General features: G+C 63.1%; 13 protein-coding genes and 1 pseudogene. 8 read left to right on the top strand and 6 right to left on the bottom strand.

Going from position 1 to position 13875, the window contains the following annotated elements; genetic code table 11:
* Window positions 1–24: 24 nt before the first annotated feature.
* Window positions 25–267 (bottom strand): helix-turn-helix transcriptional regulator, encoded by a 243-nt coding sequence (locus M3I53_RS38235; RefSeq protein ID WP_309249538.1) that lies wholly within the window; start codon window positions 265–267, stop codon window positions 25–27.
* A gap of 138 nt (window positions 268–405) precedes the next feature.
* On the opposite strand from M3I53_RS38235, the gene M3I53_RS20145 reads away from it, so the two are divergent.
* From M3I53_RS20145 to M3I53_RS20130, 4 genes are all read left to right on the top strand, one after another.
* A complete protein-coding gene (locus tag M3I53_RS20145; RefSeq protein ID WP_254317644.1) occupies window positions 406–1440 on the top strand; it encodes a lysozyme inhibitor LprI family protein in 1035 nt (344 codons plus the stop codon).
* Between the two features lie 124 nt (window positions 1441–1564).
* Window positions 1565–2581 carry an ADP-ribosylglycohydrolase family protein gene (locus tag M3I53_RS20140; RefSeq protein WP_254317643.1) on the top strand — a complete coding sequence of 339 codons (1017 nt, stop codon included), beginning with the start codon at window positions 1565–1567 and terminating at the stop codon, window positions 2579–2581.
* Between the two features lie 209 nt (window positions 2582–2790).
* The gene (locus M3I53_RS20135; protein WP_254317641.1) at window positions 2791–3900 is read left to right on the top strand and encodes a PIN domain-containing protein; all 1110 of its coding nucleotides are present in this window, start codon (window positions 2791–2793) and stop codon (window positions 3898–3900) included.
* Window positions 3901–3974: 74 nt separating this feature from the next.
* Window positions 3975–4766 carry a nucleoside 2-deoxyribosyltransferase gene (locus tag M3I53_RS20130; RefSeq protein ID WP_254317640.1) on the top strand — a complete coding sequence of 264 codons (792 nt, stop codon included), beginning with the start codon at window positions 3975–3977 and terminating at the stop codon, window positions 4764–4766.
* Between the two features lie 219 nt (window positions 4767–4985).
* On the opposite strand, the pseudogene M3I53_RS20125 reads toward M3I53_RS20130, so the two are convergent.
* A pseudogene (locus M3I53_RS20125) lies at window positions 4986–5084 on the bottom strand (GTPase); the annotation flags it as partial.
* 284 nt (window positions 5085–5368) lie between these two features.
* Between M3I53_RS20125 and M3I53_RS20120 the strand changes: the two are divergent.
* The 4 genes from M3I53_RS20120 to M3I53_RS20105 all read left to right on the top strand — a co-directional run bounded on the left by M3I53_RS20120 (window position 5369) and on the right by M3I53_RS20105 (window position 10159).
* A complete protein-coding gene (locus M3I53_RS20120; protein ID WP_254317639.1) occupies window positions 5369–6541 on the top strand; it encodes a UbiH/UbiF family hydroxylase in 1173 nt (390 codons plus the stop codon).
* Between the two features lie 164 nt (window positions 6542–6705).
* The gene (locus M3I53_RS20115; protein WP_254317638.1) at window positions 6706–7437 is read left to right on the top strand and encodes a DsbC family protein; all 732 of its coding nucleotides are present in this window, start codon (window positions 6706–6708) and stop codon (window positions 7435–7437) included.
* Between the two features lie 136 nt (window positions 7438–7573).
* On the top strand, window positions 7574–9364 hold the full coding sequence (locus tag M3I53_RS20110) for a M61 family metallopeptidase (protein ID WP_254317637.1): 1791 nt from the start codon (window positions 7574–7576) through the stop codon (window positions 9362–9364).
* A 198-nt stretch (window positions 9365–9562) separates the two neighbouring features.
* Entirely contained in the window at window positions 9563–10159 is a 597-nt protein-coding gene (locus M3I53_RS20105; RefSeq protein ID WP_254317636.1) for an FMN-dependent NADH-azoreductase, read from the top strand.
* A gap of 95 nt (window positions 10160–10254) precedes the next feature.
* On the opposite strand, the gene M3I53_RS20100 is transcribed toward M3I53_RS20105, so the two are convergent.
* The 4 genes from M3I53_RS20100 to trpD form a co-directional block, all read right to left on the bottom strand.
* Window positions 10255–11214, bottom strand: a complete 960-nt coding sequence (locus M3I53_RS20100) for a uracil-DNA glycosylase (protein WP_254317635.1) — start codon at window positions 11212–11214, stop codon at window positions 10255–10257.
* A gap of 169 nt (window positions 11215–11383) precedes the next feature.
* Complete coding sequence (locus M3I53_RS20095; protein ID WP_254317634.1) at window positions 11384–12010, bottom strand: CYTH domain-containing protein; 627 nt, start codon at window positions 12008–12010, stop codon at window positions 11384–11386.
* 12 nt (window positions 12011–12022) lie between these two features.
* On the bottom strand, window positions 12023–12808 hold the full coding sequence (gene trpC / locus M3I53_RS20090) for an indole-3-glycerol phosphate synthase TrpC (RefSeq protein WP_254317633.1): 786 nt from the start codon (window positions 12806–12808) through the stop codon (window positions 12023–12025).
* Between the two features lie 29 nt (window positions 12809–12837).
* Window positions 12838–13869, bottom strand: coding sequence for an anthranilate phosphoribosyltransferase (gene trpD, locus M3I53_RS20085; protein ID WP_254317732.1), 1032 nt, complete (start codon window positions 13867–13869; stop codon window positions 12838–12840).
* Between the last annotated feature and the right edge of the window lie 6 nt (window positions 13870–13875).

The raw sequence follows: 13875 nt of genomic DNA, 5'->3' as shown, positions 1-13875 counted from the left end.
GCAACGGCGAAAGCGACGGCTGCCTCATAAACCCGCTTCACCCATCAACGCCGCCATCGTGACGCCGAGCGCATCGGCGATTCGTTTCAACGTCAACAGCGCAGCAGCGTTGTCGCCACGCTCCACTCGGCCCAAGTAACTGAGATCAACTTCTGCCGTCAGCGCCAGTTGTTCTTGGGACATGCCACGCCCTTTCCGAACGCGTCGGATGGCTTCGCCGAGGGCGACAAGCGTTGGATTTTGGCGGTGGCTGCTGAGGTTTGGCACACCCGCATCATTCAGATATGATGCGCCAGCATCCACGGTACATGTACCTTATTTGAGGTTGTGAACCGTTGGACGTAAAGAAGACAAGGCGGGAGCCAATGGAAGGGCTGCGCCAATTGATCGACGGGGGATAGAGATATGAAGACTTGCCTTTTCTGTGCGGAAGACATTCAGGATTCAGCGATTCGATGCAAGCACTGCGGCGGCGACATCGCTGCTGCCGAAGCAAGCGCTAGGGACGCGAAGATCGAGAAGTCGATCAGCAATGCAGCCGGAAAGTTTTGGGGTATAGCGGGCGCAGCGATTTACGGTCTGCTTGCATACGGTGCTTATACCGAACTCTTGTACACGTCCGTGGCGATCTGCGCCGCCTTCGCGCTCGTCTTCCTGTTCTTGGCCCCGAAGGCATGGAACTTGGGGTTTCTCGCTCGGAATGCGGGCCAGCCAGACATCATCATCGCCAGCAGTGCGGGCGAGTTGGCGAAGCAACGCTTTTACTACGAATACGGTGCGCGGGTCTTCTTGACTGGTGGGCTGTTCATTGTTCTTCTTACCGGTCTTTACTTCCTTGTGCCGCTCGACCGCATCGTGTTCGGACCGGGGACTCAGGTAGCTGCGTCATCGGAAGCGCAGCCGTCATCGGCGAGCGGTGCAGCCGCCGCCCCAGCAGCCGCTAGTTCGGCGTCCGGCGATGAAGCAGCAAAGGCCGTCGCAGATGGTCAGTCGGCGGGTAGTGATGTAGCGACTTCGGCTGCCCCGGTGCCAGCGTCGTCGGAAGATGCAACGCAAACGGCGCAGCAACCGATGGAACCAGAGAAGGCCGTCAACGCATCGCTCGCATCATGGGCACCGACAGCCAGTGCAGTACAGCAGTCGGTATCGACAACGACCCCGACGCAGGATGCCAACGGCACGGCGGGCGTTCATGCCAGCTTTGACTGCACGAAGGCGTCGTCGCCGATTGAACATCTGATCTGTTCGACGCCAGAAACCGCTGATGCCGACCGGCGTCTAGCTGCCGCCTACAGTGCGGCCCGCGCCAAAGCGAGCGACCCGACCGCCCTGAAAGCCGATCAGCGCGACTGGCTGTCCAAAGAGCGGAACTCATGTTCGGACGCAGAGTGCTTATCGAAAGTGATGGAAACGCGGATTCAGCAGTTGTCGGCGATGTAACTGTAACGGGTCGATCCCGTCCTTGCCGAGTTTCGAGATCGTCCGAAAACCGCCTGATGGTGAAAGCCTGACGGCGGTTTTTCTCTTTAGTGTCCGGTACAGTGCCATGTCTACGGGAGAGCAGATGAACAATAACGAAGGGTATCTCGGGCTACGCCCATCTGCGGACGCGCGGGTCGGTGGCCTTATCGGTCTACTGGTCGGGGACGCCTTGGGTGTTCCATTCGAATTCAAGACGCCGAATCTTCTTCCACCGCGCGAATTGATCGACATGATCCCGCCCGAGGGATACCGGCGCTCTCACGCGGGAGTGCCTGTCGGCACATGGTCCGATGATGGCGCACAAGCCCTCTGCTTGCTCGCTACCCTAGTTGAATGCAGGAGGTTTTCGCTCACAGATTTCGCGGACAGGCTGGTGAGGTGGCTTGACGACGGGTATCTCGCGGTCGATGGCGATGTGTTTGACTGCGGAATCCAGACTGCCGAAGCATTGAGTAAGCTGCGCGACGGTGCGTCAGCACGCGAATCGGGCGGCGCGTCGGAGTGGGACAACGGAAACGGATCGCTGATGAGGGTGCTTCCGCTGGCGCTGTGGCATACCGGACCCGATGACGCATTGGTCCGCGACGCCCATCTTCAATCGTTGCCAACGCATGCCCACCCACGCTCGCTTGTTGCGTGCGCCTATTACAGCGTGGTCGCGAGAGGCTACTTGTCGGCGAAGACTGATCCGTGGTCATGGGCCGATCAGCGTCTCGAAGAGATTTACAACGTCTGGCCTGACCAGCGCGAACGGAATTTGTTTCTGGCCGAACTCGACGTGTTGCGATGTTTCCCGAAGACCGATACACCGCGCGGTAGTGGGTATTGCATCGACAGCCTCTGGTCCGCCCGGAAGGCGATGGAAGAAGAGACGTTCGAGGATGTGGTTCGAACTGCCATCTTGTTCGGCCACGACACCGACACAACGGCAGCGATTGCTGGTGGCCTTGCGGGCATTCGGTTCGCCCTAGATGGGATTCCGACGCGGTGGCTTCAACAGCTTCGGGGTTTCGAACTTGTAGAGCCTTTGATTGGCAGTTGGTTACAAGAATCCGAACGAGTCGGCGATAATCACCTTCGCAGGTCAATGGACCCCTAGTCGAGAGAACGCAATGAAAAAAGAAGAGTTTCGACAGGCTGTCAGGACAAAGCTCAGTCAAGTCCCGCTCGGAACGAGAAAAGGATGGAACGAGTCGGACCTTTTGCGATGGTGGTTTGCAGCTAAGGCTGAGAACTCATATTTGACGCTGGACCGCAGTTCCGGCGACCTATGGCAACACGTTCATTCCTTGTGTATCGATCTCATCGGTGGCGCAGCCGTTTGATGAGCCTCACCGTACCGATCAAACTAATGGGTCGATGCCGATGTTCAACGTCCTGATTGACACAAGCGTCTGGCTGGACCTAGCCGAAGATGCGAAGCAAACGCCGTTGCTGGATGCGGTCGAACGCTTGGTCAAGGACGGACAGATGCGCCTACTGGTGCCGCGCATCGTCGTGGATGAATTTCTTAAGAATCGAGACAAGATCGCAAAATCGAGCGCGAAAGGGCTGTCCACGCACTTCAATCACGTCAAGGCAGCCATCCGCAAGGTGGATGGCGACAAGCGCCAGAAAACTCGCGTGCTGGACTACCTGTCAGACTTGGATCACCGCATACCAATCATGGGCGGTGCCGCAGAAGGCGTCCTCAGGCGAATTGCGGGGATGTTGTCCGAATCGACGATTATTGAAGCGTCTGACGCCGCCAAGCTTCGCGCGGCAGATCGGGCGCTTCACCGAAAAGCGCCGTGCCACCATGAAAACAAGAATTCGATGGCCGATGCGATCCTGCTTGAAACCTACTTTGAGTGCGTAAAGGCTATGGGCGGTCAAGGCCAACGCTTCGCGTTTGTCACGCACAACAAGCATGACTTTAGCCGCGCCAACGGCGACCAGCGGCTGCCGCACGTCGATTTCGCTGCTTCGTTTTCGAAGATCAAGTCGATGTACTTCGTCACCTTGGCGGACTGTTTGCGACGCATCGACCCGATAAGCGTTAGCCACGCGATGTGGGAACAGGAGTGGGTGCAGGAGCCGAGAAGCCTTGCGGAAATACTACGGGCGATGCATGTGTTGACGACTCAGGTTTGGTACAACAGGCATAAGTACACCGAGTGGCAGGTTGAGAAAGGCAAGGTCAAGATCATTAGTACAGAAAGTTGGGAGGAAGGATGGGCGAAGCGCAAGTTGAACACCCAGACCCACATTGCGGAGGACATTTGGAAGGGAGCGTTGCGATCTGCCAAGAAGGCGGAGCGGGAGCTTGGTACGGGGAACTGCGGACCTTGGACGGACTTCGAGTGGGGGATGATTAACGGTAAGCTGTCCGCGCTTCGGTGGACGCTCGGCGAAGATTGGGACGAGTTGTACACGTAGTATTACGATGCTTTGGGACCCAACCACGGATGTAGAATCTCCCGCAATTCCAACGATTGCAGCGACGGTGCCCTATGCCAATATGCTTCGTAATTCAGCCTTTCACCGATACCTACAACAAGCGATTCGACGATCTGTACAAGCCAGCCATTGAAGCGGCAGGGATGACGGCCTATCGGGTCGATCAAGATTCATCGGCGACCGTGCTGGTCGAAGCAATTGAGAAAAACATCAAGCGGGCAGCGGTGTGCCTTGCCGACATCACGGAAGACAATCCGAACGTCTGGTACGAGCTTGGGTTTGCTTACGCAGCCGGTCGTCCTGTGGTGATGGCCTGTTCTGATGAGCGGCAAAAGGCAGGGAAGCGTTTTCCGTTCGACATCCAGCATAGGGCCGTCGTCACCTACAAGACCGAATCGCCAAGGGACTTTCAGGCGTTCAATGACAGTCTGACCGAAAAACTGAAAGCCATGCTTGAACAGGGCGAAGTGCTGGAAGAGATGGCAGAACAATCGAGTGTCGCCAGTGTTGATGGTCTTTCATCGCAAGAACTGAGCGTGCTTGCTGTAACGGCCAATAGCGTAGCCCAAGACGATCACGCTACGTCCATATGGTCCGTGAGAAATGACTGCGAACGCGCAGGATTGAACAATCTCGGATTCAACCTTGGATTGCGTAGGTTGAAGGTCAAGAAGCTGGTCGAGACCGTTGAAGTTGAAGACGAGCGCGGTGAACCATACCCCGGTATTCAGGTGACTGACCAAGGGTGGCAATGGATTGAAGCGAACGAAGACAAGTTCACCTTTCATTCGTCGAGCGCCAAAAAGTCCGCCTTTGACGCGATGGACGACAGCATCCCGTTTTGACATTAGCGTCTGCGGAACGGCAAGTAATCTGACGCGGCGAACGTTGGCAGAATGTTCGGGTCACGCAAGGTGACAACTTAGCCGTCGGCTTGGTAGCATCAACGGTCCGCAGAAAACGGCGGACAGGTGCGTCCAGATTTGTACTTGTTTTGTTTCTGAATTCCCGAATGAGTCTCTAACTATCTGATTACGAAGGGGACGTTGATCCCGTCGTCACAACGGATAGTTTTCGGCCGCGATGCCCGCCTTGGTCAGCGCGTTGAAGAGGGTGGACTTGCCGACGTTAGGCAAGCCGACGATGCCGCATTGGAGGCTCATGTAAATCTCTGCATGTCAGGGTGGTGACGTGCGGCTCGCCGCGCGCGAAGCGCCCGGGGCCGGGCGTCTCGCGAAAGCGCGCGGGCGGAGGGCGGGGCGGCGCAGGTGGCACGTCGGGGGACGTGACGGGGAGTCACGAAAACCGTAATTGTAACCTCGTCCGCGTGAGGGTTAGCCGCTAGCGTCGCCGCGCTCCCGGGCGGTGTTCCCGCAACGCCTTGCTGCGCCGCAACACCGCGCCCGGCCGGCCCGGCCCCACAAGCGCCCGCGGCTATAATGCGCGCATGACTGCAAGCAACCAGACCTTTGATGTCGCCGTGATCGGCGGCGGGCTCGTCGGCAAGTCGGCGGCGCTCGCGCTGACCCAGAGCGGCCTGCGCGTGGCGCTGCTCGCGCAACCGTGCGCGCCGCTGCCCGCGGGGGCCGCGTTCGACCCGCGAGTGTACGCCTTTTCGCGCAGCTCGCAGGCGCTGTTCGAGCGGCTGCGGGTCTGGCAGGCCGCCGACGCCGCGCGCCTCACGCCCGTCTACGACATGCGCGTGTTCGGCGACGCCGCGGCGGAGCTGCACTTCTCGGCATACCAGGCGTCGGTTGCGCAGCTGGCGTGGATTGCCGAGTCGTCGGTCGTCGAGCGCGCGCTCGACGCCGCGCTGCACTTCCAGCCCAATCTCGCGTGGATCGACACGCGTGCACAGACGCTCGACGTGAAACCCGACGCGGCCGTGATCGGCCTCGCCAATGGCCGCACGATCGAAGCCGACCTCGCCATCGGCGCGGACGGCGCGCATTCGTGGGTGCGCGAGCAGATCGGCTCGACGGTCGAACGGCGCGATTACCGGCAAACCGGCGTGGTCGCCAACTTCCGTGCCGAGAAGCCACACGGCGAAACGGCGTACCAGTGGTTCCGCGAGGGCGAGATCGTGGCCTTGCTGCCGCTGCCGGAGCGGCACGTGTCGCTCGTCTGGTCGGCGCAGACCGAACATGCCGACGAACTGCTCAAGCTCGAACCGGCGCAGCTTGCCGCCGAAGTCGAGCGGGTCTCGCAAAGCCAGCTGGGCGCGCTCGAATGCGTCACGCCTGCGCGCGGCTTTGCGCTATCGCTGCAAACCGTCGACCGGCTCGTGGCGCCGCGCGTCGCGCTGGTCGGCGACGCTGCGCATCTGATTCACCCGCTTGCGGGCCAGGGCGTGAATCTCGGCTTGCGCGACGTTGCCGCGCTCGTCGACGTGGTCACGAAGAAAGAGGCATTCCGCGATCTCGGCGACATCGTGCTGCTGCGCCGCTACGAACGCGGCCGGCGCGAGGACATCCAGAAGCTTGTGGTCGCAACCGACGGCCTGCAGCGGCTCTTCGCGTTGCCCGGCACGCTCGCGCGCGCGGTGCGCAATACGGGCATGGCATTCGTGGGCGCGCAGCCGCTGCTCAAGCGCTGGCTCGTGGCTTCGGCGCTCGGCTAATATCGACGGGCTCGCCTGCGCAAGCAGGCATTTCGGTTGCTCGAGGCCAGTGCGGCTTAGAATGGGCGTATTGGCCGCGCCCGCAGCGCTTACCGCTCCGGCCATTCAACGGAACTCTGCGCGCGTCGCGCTTGCGCGGCGCGCCTGAATCAGGAATGCATCCCATGCAAACGCGTATTCGATTTGCCGCGCTCGTGATCGCGGTAGCCACCTCGGCGCTCGGCTGCTCGGCCCAGGCCGACCAGACCACCGACAAGATCAGGTCGGCGCTGCAGACGCGCCTCGGCATCGACGCCAGCGACATCAAGGGCATCACCAAGGCGCCGATGCCGGGCCTTTACGAGATCAATCTCGGCACGCAGATCGTCTACAGCGACGCCAACGGCGACTACGTGCTCAACGGCGAACTCATCGACACGAAGGCGCACCGCAACCTCACCGAGGCGCGCCTGAACGAAATCAACAAGGTCGATTTCGCGAAGCTGCCGTTCGAGAACGCGGTCAAGGTCGTGAAGGGCGACGGCAAGCGCAAGATGGCCGTGTTCTCCGACCCGAACTGCCCGTACTGCCATCAGCTCGAAAACACGCTGAAGTCCGTGGACAACGTGACGGTCTACACCTTCCTGTATCCGGTGCTCTCGGCGGATTCGACGGCGAAGGCCAAGCAGATCTGGTGCTCGGCCGACCGCGGCAAGGCCTGGGAATCGTGGATGGTGGACCGCAAGGCGCCCACGGCAGCCGGCACGTGCGACACGGCCGCCATCGACAGCAATCTCGCGCTCGGCCAGAAGATGAACGTGACCGGCACGCCCACCGTGATTCTCGCCGACGGCACGCGCCTGCCCGGCGCAGTCAGCGCCGACCGGCTCGAGCGCGGTCTGAACGGCGCTCACTGACGCCTCGCCCGAACCCGCCGGCCGCTTTCGCGGCCGGTGCTCTTTTTGCCCGGCGCTTTTTGTCCGTTGCTGTCTGCCGGGCATACTGAATTTGCACTGCAGCGTCTGCTGACCGAATCTCTCACCGATCCCCCCGATGAAGCCGATCCGATACACCATCGTCCCGAAGAATCCCGCCGCGCATCTGTTCGAGGTGACGCTCACCGTGGAAGACCCCGCGCCGGACGGCCAATGCTTCATGCTGCCCGTGTGGATTCCGGGCAGCTACATGGTGCGCGAGTTCGCGCGCAACATCGTCACGCTGCGCGCCTTCAACGACGCGGGCCGCAAGGTGCGCGTGACGAAGACCGACAAGCATTCATGGCAGGCCGCGCCCGTGAAGGGTGCGCTCACGCTGCGCTACGAAGTCTACGCCTGGGACCTGTCGGTGCGCGCGGCGCATCTCGACGACACGGTGGGCTTCTTCAACGGTACGAGCGTGTTTCTCGCGGCGCTCGGTCATGAGGAGGCGCAGCACGCGGTCGATATTCAGCGTCCGGACGGCCACGCCTACCGCCACTGGCGCGTGGGCACGGCGCTCACGGAAGCGCGCGGCACCAAGCGTTACGGCTTTGGCGAGTACACGGCCACGAACTACGACGAGTTGATCGATCACCCGGTCACGCTCGGCGAGTTCACGCTCGCGAGCTTCAAGGCCCACGGCGTGCCGCACGATATCGTGATCGCGGGCCGCGTGGTCGCCCTCGACACCGAGCGTCTCGCCGCCGACCTGAAGAAGATCTGCGAGGCGCAGATCGCGCTGTTCGAGCCGCGTACGAAGCGCGCGCCGATGGAGCGCTACGTGTTCATGACGCAGGCAGTGAGCGACGGTTACGGCGGCCTCGAGCATCGCGCATCGACTGCGCTCATCTGCAATCGCACCGACCTGCCGGTGAAGGGCAAGCCGGAGACGTCGGACGGCTATCGGACCTATCTCGGCCTGTGCAGCCACGAATATTTCCACACGTGGAACGTGAAGCGCATCAAGCCTGCGGCGTTCGTGCCGTACGACCTCACGCGCGAGGACTACACGTCGCTGCTGTGGCTGTTCGAGGGCTTCACGTCGTACTACGACGACCTCATGCTCGTGCGCAGCGGCCTTATTTCCGCAGACGAATACTTCGGCCTGCTCGGCAAGACGATCGCCGGCGTGCTGCGCGGGGCGGGACGCCTGAAGCAGAGCGTCGCGGAAAGTTCGTTCGACGCGTGGGTGAAGTACTACCGCCAGGATGAGAACGCGTCGAACGCGATCGTGAGCTACTACACCAAGGGCTCACTCGTGGCGCTGTCGTTCGACCTCGCGATTCGCGCGCAGACGAACGGCCGCAAATCGCTCGATGACGTCATGCGTCTGCTGTGGCAGCGCTATGGGCGCGACTTCTATCGCGGCAAGCCGGTGGGCGTGGGCGAGGAGGACGTCGAGGCGCTGATCGCCGAGGCGACGGGCGTGGAGCTGGGCGCGCTCTTTAGCGACGCCGTGCGCGGCACGCGCGACCTGCCGCTCGCGGCGCTGTTCGAGCCGTTCGGCGTGGCGCTCGAAGGGGAGCCCGAGCGCGGCGCGAAGCCGTCGCTCGGCGCGCGGCTGCGCGGCGGCGCCGAAGCGACGCTTGCAGTGGTCTACGAAGGCGGCGCGGCGCAGAAGGCGGGGCTTTCGGCTGGCGACGCGCTCGTTGCGCTCGACGGCCTGCGCGTGACGGGCTCGAACCTCGACGCGCTGCTCTCGCGCTACCAGCCGGGCACGAAGGTCGACATCCACGCGTTCCGCCGCGACGAGCTTCGCGTGGCGCGTCTGACCCTCGACGCGCCCGAAGTGGCGCGCTACAAGCTCGCCGCCTCGGACAAGCGTGCGCCCGCGCGCTCATTGCGCGAGCGCTGGCTGGCGGCATAAGCCGCTGGGCGGGACACGGCGGCATGGGGCGCCATGAGCGGCGTAGGGGCGATGGATTCCACGCCGGTTTTTCATGCCGGTGATTGTTCTATCGTTGCAACAATGCGTCGTCGGCGGACTACTTTTTCGGGGCGCGGTAAAAAAACACAATGCCTTCACTCGCGCAACTTTGCGCAACTGAGACCCGAAGGAGCCACCATGACCACGATCCTGCAAATCAATTCCGCCGCCCGCTCGCAAGGCGCCCAGTCGACGCTGCTCGTCAATGAATTGACGGCCAGGCTGCAACAATCGAATCCGGGCGCGCAAGTCGTCACGCGCAACCTGCAAGCCGATCCGCTGCCGCACCTCGACGACGCCGTGCTCGGCGCGTTCTTCACGCCGGTCGAGCAGCGCACGCCGGAGCAGCAGGCCATCGCCGCACGCAGCGACGCGCTGATCGCGGAACTGCAGGCAGCGGACATCATCGTGATCGGTGCGCCGATGTACAACTTCGGCGTCTCGTCGCAGCTCAAGACGTACTTCGACTGGATCGCGCGCGCCGGCATCACGTTCCGCTACACCGCGAACGGTCCCGAAGGCCTCGTGAACGGCAAGAAGGTGCATGTCGTTTCGGCACGCGGCGGCAAGTATCAAGGCACCGCGCACGACAGCCAGACGCCGTACCTGAAGTCGTTCCTCGGCTTCCTCGGCATGACCGACGTGAACTTCATCTACGCCGAAGGCCTGAACATGGGCCCGGACGCGGCAAGCGCAGCGCTCGCGGGCGCGCGTGAGGCGATCGCTGCAGCCTAAAGCGCAGCACGATCGACGGCTGTAAAAGCAAAAACGCCACGAGAGCGATCTCGTGGCGTTTTTCATTGTGCGTGGAACCGCGAGGCCCAGGCGGCTCAGGCGAGCACGAGGCCTTCCTCCGGCAAACGCCAGTCAATCGGCTGGCGGCCGTGCGCCTGCAGATAGTCGTTGGCCTGCGCGAAATGCCCGCAGCCGAGAAAGCCGCGATGCGCGGAAAGCGGCGACGGATGCGGTGCTTCCAGCACGCAATGCGCTCCCGAGAGCAGCGCGCGCTTGTTCTGCGCGTGCGCGCCCCACAGCATGAACACGAGGTTCTCATGGCGCGCGGCGAGTTGCTGGATCAGCGTGTCGGTGCAGCGCTCCCAGCCGCGCTTCGCGTGGCTCGCGGCGCTCGCGCGCTCGACGGTCAGCACCGTGTTCAGCAGCAGAACGCCCTGGCGCGCCCAGGCGTCGAGGCAGCCGTGTGTCGGCGCCTGAATGCCGAGGCTGGCCGCGATCTCCTTGAAGATGTTGCGCAGCGAAGGCGGCGGGCGCACCGAAGGGGGCACCGAGAAGGCCAGGCCGTGCGCCTGCGGCGTGCCCCTATCGTCGCCGTGGTACGGGTCCTGGCCGAGGATCACGACCTTTACGTCGTCGGGCGAGGTGAGGCGCAGCGCGCGGAACACGTCGGCGGGGTAGACGGTCTTGCCGGCGGCGCGCTCGTCGTCGACGAAGCGGCACAGCGGCGCATAGGCGTCGCTCGCGATGAAAGGCGCGAGCAGCTCGCGCCAGGCGGCGGGCAGCGCGTCGAACTGGTCTTCGAGGCGCGTGGTGTCGATGGCGGCCTGCGGCGTGGCGGGTTCGTGGGGCATGGCGGGGGCGGGCATAACGGCGTGCGTGCGCTCGGGCGCCGGGAACTCGTCGGCGTCGAACAGCGAGAAGATCGTGATCTGGCGCGGGTCGATTTCGGGCAGCGGCGGCTCGTCGAGCGTGGCTTGCGCTGCCTCGGACAGATCGTCGTCGAACAGCGTGGCTTGCACCGGCATCGCGACGCGCGGGCGTTTCATGGAGGTCATGGGCGGCAAGTGTCGCAGCAATTGCGCGGCGATTCAATCCGGCGCGAGCGCGACCGGGCGGCCTTTCCGGCATCGGCGCTCATCTTGCAACTAACAGCACTTTTTTGCGCGCTTTTCCTGAGGGATTGGGCGCGTTTATGCAGCGCGCCGAAGCCGCGCCCCGTCGTTCTCAGCCTTCGCGCAGCTTGTATCCGCGCTGGGCTTTGCTGATGTCGTCCGGCGCGAGGCCTGCCAGCGCTTGCGCAAGTTCTGCGGCGAGCGTGTGCAATGCCGCTTCGTCGCCCGACTTTAGTTCTAGTTCGATTTCGCAGATCGGCGTGCGCCGTGTTTCGCCGTTCACTTCCGCAGTGACTTCGCCTTGATCGATGGCCGCTTCCACTTGCGCGCCGTCGACTTCGAGCGTCCACAGCGTGCGCTGGAAGTCGGTGCGAAAGAGCGGGATCAGCTTCGCGGCGGCCTGCGAAAGCGCCGTCGAAACCCCGGCTTCATCACACTCGCGCAGCAGCCGGTCGACTTCGAGCGCTTCGCCCGTCACCGGCATTTCCCACTCGTGGCGCGCATGCAGCCCGTTTTGCGCCGCACCCACCGTTTTGAACGTCTGCAGCCAGCCTTCGGGGGCGCGGCGCAGACGCAGCGCGCTCTTTGCGCGCGCGAGCGCAAGCGCCGGGGTGTCGAAGTAGATGTTTTCGAGCCGGATAGCACGACCCGGCTTGCCGGCCCGCGTCTCGAAGAGATGCAGCGCCGCGTCCACCAGGTCGCGCGGCAGCGAGAGCTTGATTTCGCGTTCGATACCCATGGCGTCGCGCGATCAGAAGAACATGCGGGCGAGTTCCGCGCCCGGCTGTTCGGCGCGCATGAACGCCTCGCCCACGAGGAACGTGTGCACGGAAAGCGCGCGCATTTTCTCGACGTCCGCACGCGAGAGAATGCCCGACTCGGTCACGACGATGCGGTCTTCGGGCACGTCGTCGAGCATGCCGATGGTCGTATCCAGCGTGGTTTCGAACGTGCGCAGATTGCGATTGTTGATGCCGATGAGCGGCGTCTTCAGCGTCAGCGCGTGCGTGAGTTCTGCGCGGTCGTGCACTTCGACGAGCACCGCGAGACCGAGCGAATGCGCGAATGCTTCGAGGTCGCGCATTTCGCCGGGCTGGAGCGCGGCGGCGATCAGCAGGATCGCGTCGGCGCCCATCGCGCGGGCCTCGAGGACCTGATACGGATCGACGATGAAATCCTTGCGCAGCACCGGCAAGTTGCACGCGGCGCGCGCGGCTTCGAGGTACGCGGCGCTGCCCTGGAAGAACTGCACGTCGGTCAGCACGGAGAGGCAGGCCGCGCCGCCCTCGGCGTACGAGCGCGCGATTTCGGCGGGCTGGAAGTTTTCGCGCAGCACGCCCTTCGATGGACTCGCCTTCTTCACTTCGGCGATCACGGCGGCCTGCCCGTTGTCGTGTTTCGCGCGCAACGCGCCGACGAAATCGCGCAGGTCGCGCGTGCTCGCCTGCAGACGCAGTTCTTCGAGCGGGGCGCTCTGCTCGGCGGCGCGCACTTCTTCGCGCTTGACCGCGATGATCTTTTCGAGGATGTCACTCATGATGTTCGGGGGCAAAAAACGGTGCTGGATCAGCGTTTGAACTGTTGCGTGAAGCGTACCAGTTCGTCGACTTTGGCGCGCGCGCGGCCGCTTGCGAGCGTTTCACGCGCAAGCGTGATGCCTTCCGCGATCGAGTCCGCCACGTTCGCCGAATAGAGCGCCGTGCCCGCGTTCAGCGCGACGATCTCGCGCGCGGTGCCCGCCTCGTTCGAAAGCGCGCCGAGCAGCATCGCCTTCGACTCGTCGGCGTTTTCGACCTTGAGCGAACGGTTCGAGACCATCTGCATGCCGAAGTCTTCGGGATGAATCTCGTACTCGCGAATCTGGCCGTCCTTCAGTTCGCCGACGAGCGTGGCCGCTCCGAGCGAGACTTCGTCCATGCCGTCCTTGCCGTAGACGACGCACACATGCTTTGCGCCAAGGCGCTCCATCACGCGCACCTGAATCCCGACGAGATCCGGATGAAACACGCCCATCAGCTGATTGGGCGCGCCGGCCGGATTCGTGAGCGGCCCGAGGATGTTGAAGATCGTGCGCACGCCCAGTTCGCGGCGCACGGGAGCGATGTTCTTCATCGCGGGATGGTGGTTGGGCGCGAACATGAAGCCCACGCCCGTTTCGGCGATCGAGGCGGCCACCTGGTCCGGCTGCAGGTCGATGTTCACGCCGAGCGCTTCGAGCACGTCCGCGCTGCCCGACTTGCTGGAGACGCCCCGGTTGCCGTGCTTGGCGACCTTCGCGCCGGCTGCGGCGACCACGAACATCGAAGCCGTGGAGATATTGAACGTGTGCGAGCCGTCGCCGCCGGTGCCGACGATGTCGATGAAGTTCGAGTTGTCCTTCACCTCGACGTGATTCGCGAACTCGCGCATCACCGTCGCCGCGGCCGTGATCTCGCCGATGGTTTCCTTCTTCACGCGCAGGCCGGTGAGGATGGCCGCCGATTGCACGGGCGAAAGCTCGCCGCGCATGATGAGGCGCATGAGGTGGAGCATCTCGTCGTGAAAAATCTCGCGATGCTCGATCGTGCGCTGGAGCGCTTCCTGCGGGGTAATCATGATTAGTCG

The organism is Paraburkholderia sp. CNPSo 3272 (assembly GCF_024206495.1).
Lineage (GTDB): Bacteria > Pseudomonadota > Gammaproteobacteria > Burkholderiales > Burkholderiaceae > Paraburkholderia.
Note: the sequence above shows the minus strand (reverse complement) of the source record. Positions and strands in the feature narration are given on the sequence as shown.

Bases quoted from the DNA above. Each gene is read 5' to 3' on its own strand.
- M3I53_RS20130 (WP_254317640.1), top strand. From the start codon at position 3,975: ATGCCAATATGCTTCGTAATTCAGCCTTTCACCGATACCTACAACAAG.
- M3I53_RS20100 (WP_254317635.1), bottom strand. From the start codon at position 11,214: ATGACCTCCATGAAACGCCCGCGCGTCGCGATGCCGGTGCAAGCCACG.
- M3I53_RS20145 (WP_254317644.1), top strand. From the start codon at position 406: ATGAAGACTTGCCTTTTCTGTGCGGAAGACATTCAGGATTCAGCGATT.
- trpC (WP_254317633.1), bottom strand. From the start codon at position 12,808: ATGAGTGACATCCTCGAAAAGATCATCGCGGTCAAGCGCGAAGAAGTG.
- M3I53_RS20095 (WP_254317634.1), bottom strand. From the start codon at position 12,010: ATGGGTATCGAACGCGAAATCAAGCTCTCGCTGCCGCGCGACCTGGTG.
- M3I53_RS20120 (WP_254317639.1), top strand. From the start codon at position 5,369: ATGACTGCAAGCAACCAGACCTTTGATGTCGCCGTGATCGGCGGCGGG.
- M3I53_RS20115 (WP_254317638.1), top strand. From the start codon at position 6,706: ATGCAAACGCGTATTCGATTTGCCGCGCTCGTGATCGCGGTAGCCACC.
- M3I53_RS20140 (WP_254317643.1), top strand. From the start codon at position 1,565: ATGAACAATAACGAAGGGTATCTCGGGCTACGCCCATCTGCGGACGCG.
- M3I53_RS20105 (WP_254317636.1), top strand. From the start codon at position 9,563: ATGACCACGATCCTGCAAATCAATTCCGCCGCCCGCTCGCAAGGCGCC.
- M3I53_RS20110 (WP_254317637.1), top strand. From the start codon at position 7,574: ATGAAGCCGATCCGATACACCATCGTCCCGAAGAATCCCGCCGCGCAT.